Annotated in this window: 20 protein-coding genes; 10 read left to right on the plus strand and 10 right to left on the minus strand. The window is 67.2% G+C overall.

Annotated elements, in window-relative coordinates:
* The first annotated feature begins 20 nt into the window (after positions 1 to 20).
* Positions 21 to 1,145 (plus strand): molecular chaperone DnaJ, encoded by a 1,125-nt coding sequence (gene dnaJ / locus ACT53K_RS02645; RefSeq protein ID WP_476226980.1) that lies wholly within the window; start codon positions 21 to 23, stop codon positions 1,143 to 1,145.
* Positions 1,146 to 1,329: 184 nt separating this feature from the next.
* Positions 1,330 to 1,998: a spermidine synthase gene (locus tag ACT53K_RS02650; protein WP_476226981.1), complete on the plus strand. Its 669-nt coding sequence runs from the start codon at positions 1,330 to 1,332 to the stop codon at positions 1,996 to 1,998.
* 30 nt (positions 1,999 to 2,028) lie between these two features.
* Here the strand turns inward: ACT53K_RS02650 and purB are convergent, their stop codons facing one another.
* Positions 2,029 to 3,345, minus strand: a complete 1,317-nt coding sequence (gene purB / locus ACT53K_RS02655; protein ID WP_476226982.1) for an adenylosuccinate lyase — start codon at positions 3,343 to 3,345, stop codon at positions 2,029 to 2,031.
* 195 nt (positions 3,346 to 3,540) lie between these two features.
* Here purB and ACT53K_RS02660 point away from each other — a divergent pair, with 195 nt between their 5' ends.
* Positions 3,541 to 3,981, plus strand: coding sequence for an EF-hand domain-containing protein (locus tag ACT53K_RS02660; RefSeq protein WP_476226983.1), 441 nt, complete (start codon positions 3,541 to 3,543; stop codon positions 3,979 to 3,981).
* A gap of 6 nt (positions 3,982 to 3,987) precedes the next feature.
* On the opposite strand, the gene radC is transcribed toward ACT53K_RS02660, so the two are convergent.
* Positions 3,988 to 4,671, minus strand: a complete 684-nt coding sequence (gene radC / locus ACT53K_RS02665) for a RadC family protein (protein WP_476226984.1) — start codon at positions 4,669 to 4,671, stop codon at positions 3,988 to 3,990.
* 192 nt (positions 4,672 to 4,863) lie between these two features.
* Between radC and ACT53K_RS02670 the strand changes: the two genes are divergently transcribed.
* The 6 genes from ACT53K_RS02670 (at position 4,864) to ACT53K_RS02695 (ending at position 7,574) form a co-directional block, all read left to right on the plus strand.
* Positions 4,864 to 5,202 carry an AtpZ/AtpI family protein gene (locus ACT53K_RS02670; RefSeq protein WP_476226985.1) on the plus strand — a complete coding sequence of 113 codons (339 nt, stop codon included), beginning with the start codon at positions 4,864 to 4,866 and terminating at the stop codon, positions 5,200 to 5,202.
* On the plus strand, positions 5,199 to 5,981 hold the full coding sequence (locus tag ACT53K_RS02675; protein ID WP_476226986.1) for a F0F1 ATP synthase subunit A: 783 nt from the start codon (positions 5,199 to 5,201) through the stop codon (positions 5,979 to 5,981). The genes ACT53K_RS02670 and ACT53K_RS02675 overlap by 4 nt, the downstream gene beginning before the upstream one ends.
* 67 nt (positions 5,982 to 6,048) lie before the next feature.
* A complete protein-coding gene (locus ACT53K_RS02680; RefSeq protein ID WP_476227276.1) occupies positions 6,049 to 6,264 on the plus strand; it encodes a F0F1 ATP synthase subunit C in 216 nt (71 codons plus the stop codon).
* A gap of 21 nt (positions 6,265 to 6,285) precedes the next feature.
* Positions 6,286 to 6,780 carry a F0F1 ATP synthase subunit B family protein gene (locus ACT53K_RS02685; RefSeq protein ID WP_476226987.1) on the plus strand — a complete coding sequence of 165 codons (495 nt, stop codon included), beginning with the start codon at positions 6,286 to 6,288 and terminating at the stop codon, positions 6,778 to 6,780.
* On the plus strand, positions 6,773 to 7,324 hold the full coding sequence (locus ACT53K_RS02690; protein WP_476226988.1) for a F0F1 ATP synthase subunit B family protein: 552 nt from the start codon (positions 6,773 to 6,775) through the stop codon (positions 7,322 to 7,324). Before ACT53K_RS02685 ends, ACT53K_RS02690 begins: the two co-directional genes overlap by 8 nt.
* 40 nt (positions 7,325 to 7,364) lie before the next feature.
* Positions 7,365 to 7,574, plus strand: a complete 210-nt coding sequence (locus ACT53K_RS02695) for a hypothetical protein (protein ID WP_476226989.1) — start codon at positions 7,365 to 7,367, stop codon at positions 7,572 to 7,574.
* Positions 7,575 to 7,727: 153 nt separating this feature from the next.
* Here the strand turns inward: ACT53K_RS02695 and ACT53K_RS02700 are convergent, their stop codons facing one another.
* On the minus strand, positions 7,728 to 8,609 hold the full coding sequence (locus ACT53K_RS02700) for a glycoside hydrolase family 16 protein (protein WP_476226990.1): 882 nt from the start codon (positions 8,607 to 8,609) through the stop codon (positions 7,728 to 7,730).
* On the minus strand, positions 8,609 to 9,145 hold the full coding sequence (gene infC, locus ACT53K_RS02705) for a translation initiation factor IF-3 (protein WP_476226991.1): 537 nt from the start codon (positions 9,143 to 9,145) through the stop codon (positions 8,609 to 8,611). Before infC ends, ACT53K_RS02700 begins: the two co-directional genes overlap by 1 nt.
* 345 nt (positions 9,146 to 9,490) lie before the next feature.
* Here infC and ACT53K_RS02710 point away from each other — a divergent pair, with 345 nt between their 5' ends.
* Positions 9,491 to 10,186, plus strand: coding sequence for a hypothetical protein (locus tag ACT53K_RS02710; RefSeq protein WP_476226992.1), 696 nt, complete (start codon positions 9,491 to 9,493; stop codon positions 10,184 to 10,186).
* Between the two features lie 12 nt (positions 10,187 to 10,198).
* Here ACT53K_RS02710 and ACT53K_RS02715 read toward each other — a convergent pair whose 3' ends face one another.
* From ACT53K_RS02715 to ACT53K_RS02740, 6 genes are all read right to left on the minus strand, one after another.
* Positions 10,199 to 10,768, minus strand: a complete 570-nt coding sequence (locus ACT53K_RS02715) for a Uma2 family endonuclease (RefSeq protein WP_476226993.1) — start codon at positions 10,766 to 10,768, stop codon at positions 10,199 to 10,201.
* A gap of 71 nt (positions 10,769 to 10,839) precedes the next feature.
* The gene (gene thrS, locus ACT53K_RS02720; protein ID WP_476227277.1) at positions 10,840 to 12,831 is read right to left on the minus strand and encodes a threonine--tRNA ligase; all 1,992 of its coding nucleotides are present in this window, start codon (positions 12,829 to 12,831) and stop codon (positions 10,840 to 10,842) included.
* A 204-nt stretch (positions 12,832 to 13,035) separates the two neighbouring features.
* Positions 13,036 to 13,845 (minus strand): transglutaminase family protein, encoded by an 810-nt coding sequence (locus tag ACT53K_RS02725; RefSeq protein WP_476226995.1) that lies wholly within the window; start codon positions 13,843 to 13,845, stop codon positions 13,036 to 13,038.
* A complete protein-coding gene (locus ACT53K_RS02730) occupies positions 13,845 to 14,780 on the minus strand; it encodes an alpha-E domain-containing protein (protein ID WP_476227278.1) in 936 nt (311 codons plus the stop codon). The genes ACT53K_RS02725 and ACT53K_RS02730 overlap by 1 nt, the downstream gene beginning before the upstream one ends.
* 190 nt (positions 14,781 to 14,970) lie before the next feature.
* Complete coding sequence (locus ACT53K_RS02735; RefSeq protein ID WP_476226996.1) at positions 14,971 to 16,407, minus strand: circularly permuted type 2 ATP-grasp protein; 1,437 nt, start codon at positions 16,405 to 16,407, stop codon at positions 14,971 to 14,973.
* Positions 16,408 to 16,633: 226 nt separating this feature from the next.
* Complete coding sequence (locus tag ACT53K_RS02740; protein ID WP_476226997.1) at positions 16,634 to 18,661, minus strand: protein-disulfide reductase DsbD family protein; 2,028 nt, start codon at positions 18,659 to 18,661, stop codon at positions 16,634 to 16,636.
* Positions 18,662 to 18,666: the final 5 nt, after the last annotated feature.

Genomic DNA, 18,666 nt, shown 5'->3' on the forward strand with positions numbered 1-18,666 from the left:
GAGGGTTGGGGGCCGAGTGAATGACCACTGAAGTCGATTATTACGAACTGCTCGAGGTCGAGCGGACGGCGGACGATGCGACGATCAAGTCGTCGTACCGCAAGCTCGCGATGAAGTACCACCCGGACAAGAATGCCGGGTGCAAGGATTCCGAGGCCAAGTTCAAGGCGATCAGCGAAGCCTATGATTGCCTGAAGGATCCGCAGAAGCGCGCGGCCTATGATCGCTTTGGCCATGCCGCGTTCCAGAATGGCGGGATGGGCGGCGGCCATGGCGGCGGCAATGCCGATTTCGGTGCGTTCAGCGACATTTTCGAAAGCGTGTTCGGCGAGTTCATGGGCGGCCGGCGCGGCGGCGGCCGGCAGCAGCGGCGCGGCGCGGACCTGCGCTACGACATGGAAATCTCGCTCGAACAGGCGTTCCACGGCCATTCGACCGACATCACCATCGACGTGTCGGGCGTGTGCGAGGCATGCGACGGATCGGGCGCGACGCCGGGCACCAAGGCCAGGACCTGCTCGACCTGCGCCGGCCATGGCAAGGTGCGTGCGCAGCAGGGCTTCTTCATGGTCGAGCGGACCTGCCCGACCTGCCACGGTGCGGGCGAAGTGATCGCCGAGCCGTGCCGCAGCTGTCGCGGCGACGGCCGGGCCGACAAGACCAAGACGCTGAAGATCGAGATTCCGCCCGGGGTCGACGAAGGCACCCGCATCCGCCTGACCGGCGAAGGCGAGGCGGGCGCGCGCGGGGCACCGGCGGGCGACCTCTACATCTTCCTCCACGTCACCAAGCACGCCATCTATGAGCGGCAGGGCACGACTCTCTACGCCACCGCGCCAATCAGCTTCACCACGGCGGCGCTGGGCGGAGAGATCGGCATTCCGGGGCTCGACGGCGAGCGGCACGTCATCAAGATCCACCCCGGCACCCAGTCCGGCCGCGAGGTGCGCCAGCGCGGCGCCGGCATGCCGGTGCTGCAGGGGCGCGGGCGCGGCGATCTGGTGATCCGGCTGGAAGTCGAGACGCCGACCAAGCTGTCGGCCCGGCAGCGCGAGCTGCTGGAGGAATTCCGCAAGACCGAAACGGGCGAGGAATGCCCGCAGACGAGCGGGTTCTTCGCCAAGCTGAAGGCGGCGCTGGGTTGAGGTTGGAACGGGCGGCGCATGGCGGCACGGAGATCGCAGCCAAACCGCAGTTGCGTCATCCTCACCCTTCCCACCGCCTGCGGCGGCGGGCCCCTTCCCTCTCCCATTGGGAGAGGGAGGGAGCGGCGAAGCCGCGGAAGGGTGAGGGTGACACGATCTTCCGTTCGCACCTCTGGACAAGCCAATGACTCCCCGCGAGCTGATCGACACCGCCGATGTCCCCGGCGGCGAGCCGCTGCGGCTGTTCCGCCGGGGCGCCGATCACATGATCGTGCTCGAGCGCAACGAGCTGATGAACAGCCGGATGAGCGGTTCGGAAGAAGCGCTGGCGGTGATGACGCTGGAACGGCTCGGCAAGCGCGAGGCGCGGTTGCTGGTCGGCGGCTATGGCATGGGCTTCACCCTGCGCGCGGCGCTGGCGGTGCTGGGCGACCGGGCGCAGGTGACGGTGGCCGAGCTGGTCCCCAAGATCGTCGAATGGGCGAAGGGGCCGATGGCGGCGCTGACCAATGGCTGCCTTGACGATCCGCGCGTGCGGGTGATCTTCGGCGATGTCGGCGCGGTGATCGCCGGCGGGCAGGGGGCATATGACGCGATCCTGCTCGATGTCGACAATGGCCCTGACGGTCTGACCAGACCAGGCAATGACGGGCTCTATTCGATGCGCGGGCTGGACGCCGCACGACAGGCGCTGCGGCCGGGCGGCATTCTCGCCGTGTGGTCAGCGGCGCCCGATGCGGCCTTTGCCCGCCGGATGCGCGACGCCGGTTTCCGCGTCGAGGAAGTCGCGGTGCGGGCACGCGCCAACGGCAAGGGGCCACGCCACGTGATCTGGTTCGGCACGCGGCGATAAGAGGGCGGAGGCTCCGCCCTCCGGGCCGGCTTACGCCGCGCCGAACACCCGCGCGAAGATCGTGTCGACATGCTTGTAGTGATAGCCGAGGTCGAACTTGTCCTCGATCTCCGCCGGGCTGAGCGCGGCGGTGACTTCGGGGTCGGCCTTGAGCAGTTCGAGCAGCGAGAGTTCGCCGTCCGATTCCCACACCTTCATCGCGTTGCGCTGGACGAGGCGATAGGCGTCCTCGCGGCTCACCCCTGCCTGGGTGAGCGCCAGCAGCACGCGCTGCGAATGGACCAGGCCGCCCATGCGGTCGAGATTCTTCTGCATGCGCACCGGGTAGACCAGCAGCTTGTCGACCACGCCGGTGAGGCGGGCCAGCGCGAAGTCGAGCGTGATCGTCGCATCGGGGCCGATATAGCGCTCGACCGAAGAGTGGCTGATGTCGCGCTCGTGCCACAGCGCGACATTTTCCAGCGCCGGGGTGACATAGCCGCGCACCATGCGGGCGAGGCCGGTCAGGTTTTCGGTGAGCACCGGGTTGCGCTTGTGCGGCATCGCCGAGCTGCCCTTCTGGCCCGGCGAGAAATATTCCTCGGCCTCCAGCACTTCGGTGCGCTGCAGGTGGCGGATTTCGACGGCGAGGCGCTCGATCGACGAGGCGATTACGCCGAGCGTCGCGAAGAACATTGCGTGGCGGTCGCGCGGGATCACCTGGGTCGAGACCGGCTCGACGGTCAGGCCCAGCTTTTCGGCGACATGCGCTTCGACGCGCGGATCGATGTTCGCAAAGGTGCCGACCGCGCCCGAAATCGCGCAGGTGGCGATGTCGGCGCGGGCGGCGAGCAGGCGCGCCTTGTTGCGCTGGAACTCGGCATGCGCCTCGGCGAGCTTTAGGCCGAAGGTGACCGGCTCGGCATGGATGCCGTGGCTGCGGCCGATGGTCGGCGTCATCTTGTGTTCGCGGGCGCGGCGCTCGAGCACCGCGAGCAGCGCGTCGATGTCTGCCAGCAGCAGGTCGCTGGCGCGGGCGAGCTGGACTGCGAGGCAGGTGTCGAGCACGTCGGAGCTGGTCATGCCCTGGTGCATGAAGCGGGCTTCCTCACCCACCTGCTCGGCGACCCAGGTGAGGAAAGCGATCACGTCATGCTTGGTGACGGCCTCGATCGCGTCGATCGCGGCGACGTCGATCGCCGGCTTGGTCGCCCACCAGTCCCACAGCGCCTTCGCGGCGCTCTGCGGCACCACGCCCAGATCGGCCAGCGCCTGCGTGGCGTGCGCCTCGATCTCGAACCAGATGGCAAAGCGCGTTTCCGGCGACCAGATATCGGTCATCACGGGGCGGGCGTAACGGGGGACCATCGGCGTTCCTTTTCGGGGGGTGGGCGGCTGCGCCCGGTGCGACGGGGCGGCCCGTAGCAAAGCCCGGGCGAGGCTGCAATGCGGGGCAGGTGAAACGAAGTGCGGCGGCGCTGGTTATTGGAATCGTGCAAGACGAGGGAGGCCGCGGCAAGCTTTCGTCCTGTCGCTATAGTATCCGGCGGTGGAGCGTTGCGTATGATGCGTTCAGGATTGGTGGCTGGGGCGCTGCTGCTTGCGATGCCGGCCTTCGCCCAGGAAACGCGCACTGCGCCGCCGGCCGCGGATGGCGGCGCGCCGGCGGTTGCTGACGCCGGGGACAGGGCGGTGCCGGCTCCGGCACCATCGCTATCGCCTGCGGAAGCAGCCGCAGCGGCGGCCAGCGACGAAGCCAGTATCGGCCGCGCCATCGACCGCGACTTTGCGAACTATGACCTCAATCACGACGGGATGCTCGACAAGGCCGAGTTCGGCGCCTGGATGGCCAGCCTGCGCAAGGCCTCCGAGCCGAAGTTCGATGCCGACACGCCCGAGGCGCGGGCGTGGATCGACAAGGCCTTCGCCGCCACCGACGCCGACCGCAGCGGCGCGGTGGATAAAAGCGAACTCACCCATTTCCTCACGCCGCGGCGGGAATAGGGGCGTTCAGATCAGCCCCTTGGCGCGCAGGCTGGTGTGCCCCTCGCTGCCCAGAATCACATGGTCGTGCACCACGATTCCCAGCCTTTTGCCCACCTCGGCGATCGTGCGGGTGATTTCGATGTCGGCGCGGCTGGGGCTGGGGTCGCCCGAGGGGTGGTTGTGGACCAGGATCAGCGCCGCCGACCCCAGATCGATCGCGCGGCGAATGACTTCGCGGACATGGACCGGCGCCTCGTCGATCGAGCCTTCGCTCATCAGCTCGTCGCGGATCAGCATGTTGCGGGTGTTGAGGTGCAGCACGCGGAATCGCTCGATCGGGTGGTGCGCCATGTCGGCGCGCAGATAATCGAGCAGCGCCTGCCAGTTGGCGAGCACCGGCCGTTCGCGCACCTTGCTCTGCAACAGGCGCAGCGCGGCGGCGTGGACCGATTTCAGCGCCGCGATCTGGGTTTCGCCCACGCCCTTCACGCGCGTCAGTGCCTCGGCATCGGCGGTGAGCAGACCGGCGATGCCGCCAAATTCGTGCAGCAGCGCCTTGGCGAGCGGCTTGGTGTCCTTGCGCGGAATCGTCAGCGCCAGAATATATTCGACGAGTTCGTGATCGAGCAGCGCGTCGGGCCCACCTTCAAACAGGCGCCGGCGCAGTCTTGCGCGGTGGCCGCTATTGTCGGAAATATCCTCGGGCATCGCACTGACTATGCAGGGGGAGGGAAGTGTCGGCAACGCAACGCCACCGATTCGGTGGAAACTGGCGGCTTTTCGGCAGGCCGGTCGGCGAAGACTTGACGGCTGCGCGGGCGGGGCCGGCGCAACGGTTGACTCGGTCGGCGCCTGTTCCTAAAGCGCCCTCGCATCGCGGCGTTTTGCCTGCGGTGCGTGGTGTCGCCCGCCCGTGCGTGGCGGCTTTTTCATATCTGGATCGCCGTGCTCGCTTTGTCTGACGACCCTGTCCGTACCGACCTCGACCGTCGCATCGCCGATGCGAAGGCTGCGGCGCGCGGTGAGGGCGTGCAGGCGCCCGGGCCTCAAAAGGGCTATAAGCAGGGCTCCCGCGTGCTGGCCGAGCTGATCGGTGCACCGCTGGGCGGGTTCGTGATCGGGTTTGCGCTCGACCGCTGGCTGGGAACCAGCCCCTGGGGGCTGTTGATTCTGCTGGCGCTGAGCGTGATCGTGGCGTTTCGCAACATCTACAAGATTTCGAAGGAGCGCGCGGAGTGAGCGCCGGCAAAATCGATCCGATGGAGCAGTTCAAGGTCGAACCCCTGTTCGGCCGTCATATTGACCTGTTCGGCTATGACATCTCCTTCACCAACTCGGCGCTGTTCATGTTCGTGGTCGCAGCGTTGCTGTACCTGTTCATGGCCGGTGGCATGCAGCGCAAGCTGATCCCCGGCAAATGGCAGCTGATGGCCGAGAGCGCCGTCGGGTTCATCGACTCGATGGTGAATGTGAACATCGGCAAGGGCGGCAAGAAGTTCGCGCCGTACATCTTCTCGCTGTTCTTCTTCATCCTGTTCGCGAACCTGGTCGGCGTGCTGCCGCTGGCGATCCTGCCGGGCCTGCACACCTTCGCCGTCACCAGCCACATCACCGTCACTGCGGTGCTCGCCTTCTTCTCGTTCGGCATCGTGATGGTCGTCGGGCTGGTGAAGCATGGCCTGAAGTTCTTCTCGCTGTTCGTGCCGCACGGCGCGCCGCTGTGGCTGATGCCGGTCATCATCCCGGTCGAGTTCGTGTCGTTCATGGTGCGCCCCTTCTCGCTGGGCCTGCGACTGTTCGTTGCGATGACGGCGGGGCACATCCTGCTCGAAGTGTTCGGCAGCTTCGTCGTCCAGGGCTTCAGCAGCGGCACGCCGCTGGGGGGCGTGGTCGGCGTGCTGAGTTTCGCGATGATCGTCGGTGTCAGCGCGCTGGAACTGCTGGTCTGCGCCATTCAGGCCTATGTGTTCGCGCTGCTGACTTCGCTGTATCTCCACGACGCGGTGCACCTGCACTAAGTCGACGAGTAACGTTTTGAATTTTTGCGGATTATCTAGGGAGCTAGAAATGACTGATCTGGGTGCAATGTACATCGGTGCCGGTCTCGCGGCGATCGGTATCGGCCTCGCCGCCCTCGGCGTGGGCAACGTGTTCGGTTCGTTCCTCGAAGGCGCGCTGCGCAATCCGGGTGCGGCGGATGGCCAGCAGGGCCGTCTGTTCATCGGTTTCGCCGCGTCGGAACTGCTGGGCCTGATCGCGTTCGTCGTCGCGATCCTGATCCTCTTCGTCGTCAAGCACTAAGCAAAACGGGGGCCTCGGCCGATGCCGCAGTTAGATCAGATCACGGAGATTTACGCCTCGCAGCTCTTCTGGCTCGCGATCGTATTTGCCCTGATCTATTTCGGGATCGGCAAGGCAATGGTCCCGAAGATCGAGCGGACGATGGAAGATCGCGCCGCTCGCATCGCCGGGGATATTGCCGCGGCCGAATCCGCGCGCGATGCCGCGCGGGCTTCGGACGAGGCCTATCAGGCGGGGCTGGAAGCCGCCCGTGTCGAGGCGCAGCAGGTGACTGCCGGCGCGAAGGCCGAGGCTTCCGCCGCTGCCGAAGTGGCGGTGAAGGCCGCCAATGCCGCCGACGAAGCGCGGATCGCCGAGGCGACCCGCACGATCGAGGCGCGCACCGGTGAGGCGCTGGGTGAAATCGAAGCCGCGACGGTCGAGGCTGTCGAGGCGATCGTCGCCCGGCTCTCCGGGGTGGCGGTGGACCGCGCCACCGTCGAACAGAATGTGAAGGCAGCACTGGCCCATGGCTGAGGCAACCAATTCCCTGCACGCCGAGATGGGGACCGCCGAATTGCATCAAGAGCCGACCGCACTGGGCATCTCCGCCGCCGGCTGGGTGGCCCTGTCGATGTTCGCCGTCGTGCTGATCATCCTGCTGGCGCGCGTGCCGGCGACGATCGGCAAGATGCTCGACAAGCAGATTGCCGGCATCCGCAACCAGCTCGACGAAGCCGCCAAGCTGCGCGCCGAAGCCGAAGCGCTGCTGGCCGAAGCCAAGGCCCGCACCGCGTCGAGCGAGGCCGATGCCCGCGCGATCGTAGAAAGCGCCCGTGAGGACGCCGCCGCGATGAAGGCGAAGGCGGAAGCCGATGTCGCCGAACTGACCGCACGTCGTGCCCGCATGGCCGAAGACAAGATCGCCGCTGCCGAGCGCGCCGCGATCCAGTCGATCCGCGCCAAGGCCGCCGATGCCGCGACCAGCGCGGCTGCCGCGATCATTGCCGAAAAGCATGGCGCCGATGCCGACAAGGCACTGGTCGACCAGGCGATCGCTGGGCTGGGCCGGCTCAACTGAACCGGCTGGCCGGTCGGCCGGGGCGTGCTAAGGCAGGTCTATGGCTGACGGCGAACCCCAAAAATCCTATCGCTGGCTGAGCGCCGGTGCCCTGGTGGCACTGGCGCTTGCCGTTTTTGTGGCCGTGGTCGCGCTGCGCCACGCCGTGCAGGACCATGCCCGCGCCCGCGACATCAAGGGCCAGACCGACCGGGCGATGCAGCGCATCGAGGCCGAGGTCGACCGACTGGAGAATGAAGCGGGGCAGTGATCCCACGCGGTCGGATGGCGACCCGTCACCGCAACGTCATGCCAGCGCAGGCTGGCATCTCCCGCAGCAGCGCTTTTCCCGCATCGCTTAGTCCCGAAGAGACCCCAGCGTGCGCTGGGGTGACGGCGAATGAGGGAGGCGGACCGCCGGGTTTTACCGTGCCGCGGCGTCCCGGCGTTGCCATACGCGGACATAATTGACTTCCATCCGCGCGGGGAAGGCGGCGGGGTCGATGCCCTTCATCCCGCCCCAGCCGCCGACGGCGACGTTCAGGATCAGATATTGCGGCTTGTCGAACGGCCAGGTTGCGGGATCGCCGCGATGGTCGTTGTCGAAGCGCATATAGGCATGGCCGTCGACGCCGATCAGAATGCGGTCGCGGTTCCAGTCGAGCTGGTAGCGGTGGAAGGCCGTGCAGGCATCCGGCAGGCGCGTCGTGGCGCCTTTCTGGGTGTGCTGGACATGGTTGTAGGCGCCGGTGTGGATCGTGCCGTGGACCGTCTCCGGATCCCAGCCGACCAGCTCCATCACGTCGATTTCGCCCATGCGTGGCCATCCGGGGCTCGCGTCGCTGCCGAGCAGCCAGATCGCCGGCCACATGCCCTTGCCGCACGCCACGCGCGCGCGGACCTCGATAAAACCATAGGTCCAGCTCGCCAGGCCGCGGGTGATCAGGCGGGCGGAGCTATAGTCCTGGCCGCCATAATCGGACCGGTCGGCGAGCCGCTCGTGGCGCGCCTCGATGATCAGGCGGCCGTTTTCGACCCGCGCGTTTTCCGGCCGGGCGGCGGCATAATATTGCAGTTCCTGATTGGCCCAGCCCTGCCGGTTGCGGGCGGTGTCATAACCCCAGCGGCGCGGATCGGGCAGCGGGCCGCTGTCGAACTCGTCATGCCACACCAGCCGCGCGCCCGGGGGCACGGCAATGGCTTCGTCGGTGGCAGCGGGGCTGGGGGGCAGGGCGGCCGTCTGGGCATATGCCGGGCCGCAAAGCAGCGCGGCGGCCGCCGCCAGGGCTGGCCGCCGCACCCGCATTATTTGGGCGCCAGCACCATCAGCATCTGGCGGCCTTCCATGCGCGGATAGCTTTCGACCTTCGCGACTTCGGCGGCGTCCTGCTGGACGCGCTGGAGCAGCTGCATGCCGAGCTGGCCATGCGAAAGCTCACGACCGCGGAAGCGCAGGGTGACCTTCACCTTGTCGCCTTCGCCGATGAACTTGTGGATCGCCTTCATCTTCACGTCGTAATCGTGATCGTCGATGTTGGGACGCATCTTGATCTCTTTGATCTCCTGCGTCTTCTGGGTCTTGCGTGCGAGGTTGGCCTTCTTCTGCGCCTCGTACTTGAACTTGCCCACATCGAGGAACTTGGCGACGGGCGGATCGGCATTGGGGGACACTTCGACGAGATCGAGCCCGACCTCGGCAGCCTGCGCCATTGCCTCACGCGTGTACATCACGCCAAGATTCTCGCCGTTCTCGTCGATGACGCGAACCTTCGGCGACTGGATGAATTCGTTAAACCGCGGCCCGTTCAGCGGCATTGCGGGCGCCATCGGGCGCCGGGACATGGGAGGACGTATAAGACTTGCTCCTGTGCGTTATTGCTTACGACTTGCCATAATAACGCGCAAACGCCGTTTCCGGTAGCCCGCATGGCGATCATCGATGGAAAAAGCGCCGGGTGTGGCGCGAAGACGACGCAGATATCGGTACTTGCCCCGCCATGCACAAGATGCGTGGGGGCGTTCGGGCCCGGAAGAGGACCGGTGCGACCTTCCTGCCGCGCTATTTCGCCGCCAGCGGCTCCGTGTGAAAAATTATGATTAAAACCAGCTTGTTAACCTCGTTCGAGCTATAATGGCGGGAGAGCGCGCCCGAACATGGGATTCGGCGCCTGCAAGGGGCACGGCAATATGAAGACGGGTGTGTGCGCAGTGGCGCTGATGGTGACGGCGCTGGGATCGACGGCGGCGCTGGCGCAGACCGAGTCGCGTACCGAGGAAGGGCGGCTGAGCGTGGGCGTTGCCGCCGGCACCACCGGCGTCGGGCCGCGGCTGGCCTATCGCTTCGACGAACTGGTGGGTGTGCGGGCCGAGGCCAGCTTTCTGGGCGTCGACCACAGCTTCACTTCGGGCGGTATCGATTATGATGGCCATGCCAGCCTGCGTTCGGGCGGGGTGATGGTCGATCTCTATCCGTTCGGCGGCGGGTTCCGTCTTTCGGCCGGCGCGCGGATCAACGGCAACAAGGGCCGGGTGCGCGCAACGCCGACCGGGCCGACGCGGATCGGCGACCTGGTGTTCACGCCCGACCAGATCGGTACCATTACCGGTCGCGGCGACGTGCGCGACTTCGCGCCGCAAGTGACGCTCGGCTATGGCGCGCATCTGCGCAAGGGGCTGAAGCTTACCGTCGATGCCGGCGCGCTGTTCCAGGGCCCGGTGCATATCCGCGACTTCACCTCGACCGGCACGCTGGCGACCGATCCGACCATCGCGGGTACCACCTATCGCAATGAACTCGCCAAGCAGCGCCAGAAGCTGCAGGACACGGCGAACAACTATCAGGTCTACCCGGTGGTCGAGGTCGGCCTGCAATATCAGTTCTGAGGGGGGCTGGGCTCAGTCCAGCGCGTCGAGGCGGATCACCAGGTCAGGGAATAGCAGCGGCGACACGCTGTCGTGCGCTTCATATTCCTCGACATCGGTATAGCTGCCGTTTTCGGGGGCGCGATGGATGCGGATCGTCTGACGCACCGCATCGACGACCCAGTAATCGCGTACGCCGTGCTGCGCATAGAGCGGCGCCTTGACGCGCAGGTCGTAGGGCAGCGAGCTGTCGGCGACCTCGATCAGCAGCAGAACGTCTGGGCCGCCGATATCGCGCATCCTGGTGCCGCTGGGAACGACCAGAAGATCCGGTTCCACCAGCGTGTCCGGCGACAGCGTCAGCGAAGGGGCGGGATAGACGCGAACTGCGTCCGGCAGTCCCCGGGCCAGCACCCAGTTCAGCTTGCCTTCCATCATCGAATGCCAGTTCGCCTTGGCTGCTGCCATCGGCACCACCTCTCCCGCGATCAGCTCGATATGCTCGTTCTCGCGCAGCACGCCGGCTTCGGTGAGATCGTAGATCTCATCGACCGTCAGACGGGCGGGGAGGAGGCCCCGGCGCACATTCTGGAAGAGCGTCATGCGGGGAGTGTAGCAGCTTTGGCGCCAGCTTGCACCTTCCCCTCCCGCTTGCGGGAGGGGCGTTGGAGGGATCAGATCAAATCCGGCGCAGTCGCCTCGGCCTTCAGCCGGGCGATCGCCTCGTCCAGCGTCAGCATGGTCTGGCCCTGGCTGCCGAGTACCCGAAGCGCAACCGTGCTTTCCTCCGCCTCGCGCTTGCCGACGACCAGCAGGTTCGGCACCTTGGCGAGCGAGTGTTCGCGCACCTTGTAGTTGATCTTCTCGTTGCGCAGGTCGCTTTCGACGCGGATGCCCGCCGCCTTCAGCTTCTCGACCACTTCCAGCGCATAGGTGTCGGCATCCGACACGATCGTCGCGACCACCGCCTGCACCGGGGCGAGCCAGGTCGGCAGCTTGCCGGCGAAATGCTCGATCAGGATGCCGATGAAGCGCTCGTACGAGCCGAAGATCGCGCGGTGGAGCATCACCGGGCGGTGGCGCTCGCCATCCTCGCCGACATAGCTCGCATCGAGCCGTTCGGGCAGCACCCGGTCCGACTGGATGGTGCCGACCTGCCAGGTGCGGCCGATCGCATCGGTCAGGTGCCATTCGAGTTTCGGCGCATAGAAGGCGCCTTCGCCGGGCAGCTCCTCCCAGCCATATTCGGGCGTGGCGAGGCCGGCGGCGATCACCGCGTTGCGCAGCTCGTTCTCGGCCTGGTCCCACATCTCCTCGGTGCCGAACCGCTTTTCGGGGCGCAGCGCGAGCTTGATCGAATAGGTGAAGCCGAAATCCTTGTAGACCCGGTCGGCCAGCGCGCAGAAGGCGCGGACTTCGTCGACGATCTGGTCCTCGCGGCAGAAGATGTGGGCGTCGTCCTGGGTGAACTGGCGCACGCGCATCAGCCCGTGCAGCGCGCCGTGCGGCTCGTTGCGGTGGCAGCAGCCATTCTCGTACAGGCGCATCGGCAGGTCGCGGTACGACTTGATGCCCTGGCGGAAGATCAGCACGTGCGCCGGGCAGTTCATCGGCTTGAGCGCCATCCACTCGGCATCGTTCGAGACGATCGGGCCTTCATCCTCGGTGTTCGGCACTTCGTCGGGGATGACGAACATGTTCTCGCGATACTTGCCCCAGTGGCCGGACTGCTCCCACTGGCGGGCGTCCATCACCTGCGGGGTCTTCACCTCGCGATAGCCGGCGCCGTCGATCGCGCGGCGCATATAGGCTTCGAGCTCGCGATAGATGCGGAAGCCCTTGGGGTGCCAGAAGACCGAGCCATGCGCCTCCTGCTGGAGGTGGAACAGGTCCATCTCCGCGCCCAGCTTGCGGTGGTCGCGCTTGGCGGCTTCCTCCAGCCGCGTCAGATGCTCCTGAAGCTGCTTCTTGTTCAGCCAGCCGGTGCCGTAGATGCGGCTGAGCATCGCGTTCTTCTGATCGCCGCGCCAATAGGCGCCGGACACGCGCGTCAGCTTGAACGCATCCGCCGCCACCTTGCCGGTGGAAGCGAGGTGCGGGCCACGGCACATGTCGAGCCAGGCGTCCTCGCCCTTGCCGGCGCGATAGACCGTCAGTTCCTCGCCCTCGGGCAGTTCCTTCGCCCATTCGGCCTTGAAGGTCTCGCCCTGCGCGGTCCAGCGCGCGATCAGGTCGGCGCGCGACCAGACTTCGCGGATCAGCGGCTCGTCCTTGGCGATGATGCGGCGCATCTCTTCCTCGATCGCCGGCAGATCCTCCTCGGCGAAGGGGCGGTCCTTGGGCGCGAAGTCGTAATAGAAGCCGTCGTCGGTCGCCGGGCCGAAGGTGATCTGCGTGCCCGGGAACAGGTTCTGCACCGCCTCGGCCAGGATATGGGCGTAGTCGTGGCGCACCAGTTCGAGCGCGTCGGCCTCGTCCTTCGCGGTGACGAGCGCGAGGTTCGCGTCGCCCTCGAACGGACGGCCGATGTCGCGCAGCTCGCCATCGACGCGCGCGGCGAGCGCCGCCTTGGCAAGGCCGGGGCCGATCGCCGCGGCGATGTCCGCCGGGGTAGTCCCCGGGGCTACCTCGCGGACGGAACCGTCGGGCAGCGTTATGCGGAACATCTCGGACACGGGAAGAACCCCTTCTTTCTGGGTGTGAATGGAGCGCGGCTTATGCCCGCGCCGGGGCGATATAGGCAAGCGTTTGGCGAAAGGGGATAGGGCGGGGGATTTTGGGCTCTCTTCGCCCCTCCCTGCAAGGATAGGAGCGATAGCGCTGCGCTTTGCACGGCGCTGCTTGAACCGGCCAGCTTTGCTCCGCTCCGGTTATTCCTCGCCCGAAAGCCGGTCGACATGCAGGTCGACCGCCAGCCGCTCCTCGCCCTCGCCGATGCGGTGGCCGGCGATGGCGGCGGCGCCGTCGGCATCGAGTCCCACGGCAACGCGGACATAGCCGTCGCCGGGGCACAGTCCGGTGATCGGATCGAACCCGACCCAGCCAAGGCCCTCCACCCAGGCCTCGCACCAGGCATGGGGCGCGCACTGCGCCGCGTCGTCGAGCCGGTAGCCGGAGACATAGCGGGCCGGCGCCCCCAGGCTGCGCGCGGCTGCCACGAACATATGGGCGATATCGCGCGAGGCGCGGGCCGCGCCGCCAAAGGCCTCGGCAGCGGTCAGCCCGGCATCGGGCGCGTCCGGGAACCGGGGGAAGCGATCGTGCAGCGCGAGGTTGAGGCGATGCAGCTTCTCGATCGGGTCGTTCGTGCCGGCGGCGCTATCGGTGGCGAAGTCGCGCAGTTCGGTGCTGGCGACGGTGCGCGGCGTGGCGCGCAGGAACAGCGCCGGCGGCAGCGGTTCGGGCGCGCCGCGCAGCACGCCGCTATTGTCGCTGGTCAGCACTTCGCCGGTCACGCTGATTTCCAGCGCGTCGATCGGCCCTTCGGCATAGAGCATGGTGACGGCGTTGCCGAACCCGTCGATCGCGTCGCGCATCCTTGCGTCGCAATCGACGCCGATCATCCAGCTCACCACCGTCTGGTGCTGGGTGTCGCAGGGCGTCAGGCGCAGCATCTGGACGATCCGCGCCTGGGGCCGGCTGAAGCGATAGACGGAGCGATGTTCGACGGCGATGCGCATCAGAGGAACCGGAACTGGCGCGCGATTGCGCCGTCGAGCAGCGCGTTCTCGGTGATGAAATTCTCCAGATATTCGTGCAGCCCGCCGACGATGATGTCGGGCGTGCGCGCCTTCTGCACCCGGGCGAGGCGGGTGCGGGCCATCCGGTCCGCCTCGCCCTGCAGGCCGGTGCGCTTGGCGAGCTGGCTGAGCAGCGTCACGCTTTCCTCCACGCAGGCGGCTAGGCTGCGCGGCAGCTCGGCGCGGCTGACCAGCAGGTCGATGACATTGTCGGGCCGCAGCCCTTCCGAATAGAGCCAGCGATAGGCCGTGACGGCGGAGACGGTCTGGAGGATCGTCGTCCACTGGTCGCGATCGACCGCACCGCCGACGCTTTCGCCTGCCGGCAGCAGCAGATGGTATTTCACATCGACCAGCCGCGCGGTGTTGTCCGCTCGCTCGATCGCGGCGCCGAGCTGGATCAGCAGCGTCGCTTCGTTGCGCATCATCCGGTGGGTGGCGCCTTCAAAGCCGCGCGTCTCTCCCTTGATCTGCTCGACCAGATTGAGCGTCTCGGTAGCGCCGCCGGTGGAGGCGCGGTTGGCGAACAGCCACCAGGCGCGGTTGATCGCGGTCCAGGCCTCGCGGGTGAGTGCGGTGCGCACGGCCCGGGCGTTGTTGCGCGCCATTTCCAGGCAGCGGGTGATCGAGCCCGGATGGCTGGCGTCAAGCGTCAGGAAACGCGCGACATGCTGCTGCGTGGCGGGATGGCCGGTCGCGGCGAATGCCTCGTCGGTATAGCTGACGGCGAGCGCGCTCTGCCATGCGACTTCGCCGGCGGGCCGGGCGGAGAGCGCATCGAGGCGGATCGTCGCTTCGACCAGCCGGGCGATGAAGTCGGCGCGCTCGACATAGCGGCCGAGCCAGTAGAGCGCGGCGGCGGTGCGGGAGAGCATCATCATGCGATGGTCTCCTCGAGGTTCCCCTCCCGCTTGCGGGAGGGAGTATCGGGTGAACAGCGCGGGGCGCTGTTCACCCGATACTGGGAGGGGCTGACGTGGAAGGAGCGCGAAGAGGGTTCAGCCCCTCCCCCGACCCCTCCCGCAAGCGGGAGGGGAGCGCAAACGGCGGCGTCCGGATACTTCCTCATGCCGCATCCCCCAGCAGCACGAAGCTGTCCTTGGTTCCCCCGCCCTGGCTGGAATTGACCACCAGCGATCCTTCGCGCAACGCCACGCGGGTCAGCCCGCCCGGCACCACGCGCACACCGTCGCTGCCGGTCAGCACGAACGGGCGGAAATCGACATGGCGCGGGGCCAGGCCCTTTTCGGTCAGCGTCGGCACGGTCGACAGCGCCAGCGTCGGCTGGGCGATATAGCGGTGCGGCTCGGCAACCAGCGCGGCGCGGAAATTCTCGATCTGCTCTTTCGTCGCGGTCGGGCCGACCAGCATGCCATAGCCGCCGGAGCCGTCGACCAGCTTCACCACCAGTTCGGGCAGATGATCGAGCACATAGCGAAGCGCCTGCGGCTCGCGGCAGCGCCAGGTCTCGACATTGGGCAGCTTCGCCTCGCCGCCCGAATAGAAGCGGACGATTTCGGGCATATAGCTGTAGATCGCCTTGTCGTCGGCGATGCCGTTGCCGGGCGCGTTGAGCAGCGCGACATTGCCGGCGCGATAGGCGGCGATCACGCCGGGTACGCCGAGCAGCGAATCGGGGCGGAACACCAAAGGATCGAGGAAATCATCGTCGATGCGGCGATAGATCACGTCGACGCGCACGCGCCCGGCGATGGTTTCCATATAGACGATGTCGTCATCGACGACGAGGTCGGCCGCCTCGACCAGCTCGACGCCCATCGAATCGGCGAGGAAGCTGTGTTCGTAATAGGCCGAGTTGAAATGGCCGGGGGTGAGCACCACGCAGACCGGCCGCGACCGGCCCGACGGCGCCACCGACCGCATCGTCTCCAGCAACATGTCCGGATAGCTGTCGACCGGCGCGACGCGGAAATCGCGGAACAGTTCCGGGCACAGCCGGATCATCGCCTCGCGATTTTCGAGCATGTAGGACACGCCGGAAGGCGTGCGGGCATTGTCCTCCAGCACATAGAACTGGTCCGGCCCGGTGCGGACGAGGTCGATGCCGCAGATATGCGCCCACACGCCGTGCGGCGGGCGGACCCCGGCGACTTCGGGGCGGAACTGTTCGTTGCTGAAGATCAGTTCGGGCGGAAGAATGCCTTCAGCCAGGATGCGGCGGGGGCCATATATGTCTTCGAGAAAGGCGTTGATCGCCTCGACGCGCTGGACCAGCCCTTCGCTCAGCTTCTGCCATTCATGCTGCAGGAAGATGCGCGGTACGATGTCGAAGGGAATAATGCGCTCGGCGGCGTCGCTGTCGCCATAGACGGCGAAGGTGATGCCCAGCTGGCGGAAGGCGGCTTCGGCGGAATGTTGCCTTCGTTGCAGTTCTTCAGCGGGTGTATCTGCAATCCATTGGGAAAGTGCAGCGAACTCGGCGCGCGGCGCATCCGGCCCGCCCTGTCCCCAAATCTCGTCGAACGCCCCCGCTGATCCCATCGAAGCTCCCAAACGCCCGAGTGGCTATTTGGTCGCATGCTGCAACGCTTCGTTGCGCTGCACAAGCGGGGAAATGGGGCGGCGCGGAAGATAGAGGAACTCGTTCCCCTCCCGCGTGCGGGAGGGGCTAGGGGAGGGGATGGCAGCATAAGCGCAACCCTCCGTCTCCATCAGCCCCTCCCCCGACCCCTCCCGCAAGCGGGAGGGGAGCGAATGAAGGGAGGACTTATTTCGCCTTCGCCAGCCCTGTCAGCAGATCCCGGGTCAGCACCTGCGGCAGCACCTCGGGTTCGTCCTTGCCGGGCTTGTACCAAAGGTAGAGCGGCACGCCCGCGCGGTTGTGCGCTTCGATGAAGCGGCCCAGCGCCGGGTCGCCATTGGTCCAGTCGCCGACCAGCACCGCGACCTTGCCGTCCTGCAGCGCCTGTTCGACGGCGGCGGTTTCGATCACGGCCTTTTCGTTGACCTTGCAGGTCAGGCACCAGTCGGCAGTGAAATAGGCGAAGACCGGCCGGCCCTGCGCGCGCAGTTCGGCGAGGCGGGCTTCGCTGAACTTTTCCGCATTGCCGGCCGCCGGCGCTTCGGCACCGGCAGGGGCGGGGCGGACCAGCGCGGCGGCGGCGAGCGCGACCAGCAGCAGGGGGAGCGCCGGCAGCCAGGCATGGCTGCGGCCCCTGGCCTGCCGCAGGCCCGCCCACCACAGGCCCAGCGTGGCGAGCAGCGCGGCACCGAGACCCAGCGTCATCCCGCTTACCCCGGCCTGCTTGCCGAGCACCCAGGCGAGCGCCAGCGCGGTGAGGAACATCGGCACCGACAGGATACGGCGCAGCGTCGCCATCCACGCGCCCGGCTTCGGCAGCGCGCGGCGCAGCGCGGGGACGAAGCCGAGCAGCAGGAAGGGCAGGGCGATGCCCAGCCCCAGCCCGGCGAAGATTGCTAGGCCCGCATACCATGGCAGCACCAGCGCTGCGCCGAGCGCCGAGGCCATGAACGGCCCGGTGCACGGCGTGGCGACGAACGCGGCCAGCGCGCCGGTGGCGAAGGCGCCGCCATGGCCCTTGCCGGCTGCGCGGTTGACGAAGCCGGGCGCGTTGATTTCGAACAGCCCGGCCAGGTTGAACGCGATGGCGGTCACGAGCAGCAGCAGGACCAGGATCACGCGCGGATCCTGCAACTGGAATGCCCAGCCGACGCTTGCCCCCGCCGCGCGCAGGCCGAGCAGCACGCCGCCGAGTGCGAGACAGACCAGCACCACCCCGGCGGTATAGGCCAGCGCTTCGGCGCGCGGATTGCCCTCGGCATGGTTGGCCTTGGCGAGGCTCAGCGCCTTGAGGCTCAGGATCGGGAAGACGCAGGGCATGACGTTGAGGATCAGCCCGCCCAGAACCGCCGCTGCGAAGGCGCCGAGCACCGCCAGCCAGGGCGCCCCTGCGGGCACCGGCCGCGGTTCGGCCACGATTCCGGCATTGGCAGTGAGGCTCAGCCCCTGGCCGTCGACCGCCAGCACGCCCTCGATCGCCTTGGGGGCATTGCGGGCCTTGGTCTCGATCACCAGCCGGTCGCCGTCGCGGGTGACTTTTTGCGGTGCAGCATAGTCGATCGTGTCGGCGGTCAGCGGAAAGAAATAGACATCCTTCGCCGTGGCGCTCGCCGGATAGGGCACGGCGAGGCGCAGCGTGTCGCCCGCCGCCTGGAACTGCGCCGGGGCGCCCAGCGGCCGGGGCAGCTTCGCGCGCCAGCCGTCGAACTTTGCGCGGGTGGCGGCGTCGACCGCGCCGTCGCCTACGGTCAGGCTGGTTTCCAGCGCGGCTTTTTCGGGCACGCACAGCGTATCGGTGCAGACCAGATAGTCGAGCTTCAGCCGGATCGGCAGCGTGCCCTTCGCATCGGCCGGGATGTGGAGCGTGGTCAGCCGGGCGAATGTGCCTTCATAGACATAGTTCATCAGCCCCGCGATCAGCAGCCGCTGCGGCACCGGATAGCGCAGCGGATCGGCGGTCATGCCGGCGGGCAGCGTCCAGTTCGCTTCGGCGGGCAGGCCGGCGTCACCCGGATTCTGCCAATAGGCATGCCATTTGGGGTCGGGCGTCGACACCAGCGCCAGCGTCACCGTGCTGCCGGGCGCGGGGTGCGCGGTTTCCGCCACCAGTTCGTTGTGGACGTGCGGCCCCTTGGCAAATTCCTGCGCCGCCGCCGGCAACGCCGGAGCAAGGAGGAGAAGAAGCGACATCAAAGCGAAACGAAGCTGGGCCATGGCGC

This window comes from Sphingomonas sp. DMC8, assembly GCF_056314185.1.

Coding starts and splice junctions, on each gene's coding strand:
- ACT53K_RS02725 (WP_476226995.1), bottom strand. CDS start 13,845: ATGCGCATCGCCGTCGAACATCGCTCCGTCTATCGCTTCAGCCGGCCC.
- ACT53K_RS02740 (WP_476226997.1), bottom strand. CDS start 18,661: ATGGCCCAGCTTCGTTTCGCTTTGATGTCGCTTCTTCTCCTCCTTGCT.
- radC (WP_476226984.1), bottom strand. CDS start 4,671: ATGCCCGAGGATATTTCCGACAATAGCGGCCACCGCGCAAGACTGCGC.
- ACT53K_RS02735 (WP_476226996.1), bottom strand. CDS start 16,407: ATGGGATCAGCGGGGGCGTTCGACGAGATTTGGGGACAGGGCGGGCCG.
- ACT53K_RS02730 (WP_476227278.1), bottom strand. CDS start 14,780: ATGCTCTCCCGCACCGCCGCCGCGCTCTACTGGCTCGGCCGCTATGTC.
- infC (WP_476226991.1), bottom strand. CDS start 9,145: ATGTCCCGGCGCCCGATGGCGCCCGCAATGCCGCTGAACGGGCCGCGG.
- ACT53K_RS02700 (WP_476226990.1), bottom strand. CDS start 8,609: ATGCGGGTGCGGCGGCCAGCCCTGGCGGCGGCCGCCGCGCTGCTTTGC.
- ACT53K_RS02710 (WP_476226992.1), top strand. CDS start 9,491: ATGAAGACGGGTGTGTGCGCAGTGGCGCTGATGGTGACGGCGCTGGGA.
- ACT53K_RS02685 (WP_476226987.1), top strand. CDS start 6,286: ATGCCGCAGTTAGATCAGATCACGGAGATTTACGCCTCGCAGCTCTTC.
- ACT53K_RS02650 (WP_476226981.1), top strand. CDS start 1,330: ATGACTCCCCGCGAGCTGATCGACACCGCCGATGTCCCCGGCGGCGAG.
- ACT53K_RS02680 (WP_476227276.1), top strand. CDS start 6,049: ATGTACATCGGTGCCGGTCTCGCGGCGATCGGTATCGGCCTCGCCGCC.
- thrS (WP_476227277.1), bottom strand. CDS start 12,831: ATGTTCCGCATAACGCTGCCCGACGGTTCCGTCCGCGAGGTAGCCCCG.
- ACT53K_RS02690 (WP_476226988.1), top strand. CDS start 6,773: ATGGCTGAGGCAACCAATTCCCTGCACGCCGAGATGGGGACCGCCGAA.
- ACT53K_RS02715 (WP_476226993.1), bottom strand. CDS start 10,768: ATGACGCTCTTCCAGAATGTGCGCCGGGGCCTCCTCCCCGCCCGTCTG.
- ACT53K_RS02660 (WP_476226983.1), top strand. CDS start 3,541: ATGATGCGTTCAGGATTGGTGGCTGGGGCGCTGCTGCTTGCGATGCCG.
- dnaJ (WP_476226980.1), top strand. CDS start 21: ATGACCACTGAAGTCGATTATTACGAACTGCTCGAGGTCGAGCGGACG.
- purB (WP_476226982.1), bottom strand. CDS start 3,345: ATGGTCCCCCGTTACGCCCGCCCCGTGATGACCGATATCTGGTCGCCG.
- ACT53K_RS02695 (WP_476226989.1), top strand. CDS start 7,365: ATGGCTGACGGCGAACCCCAAAAATCCTATCGCTGGCTGAGCGCCGGT.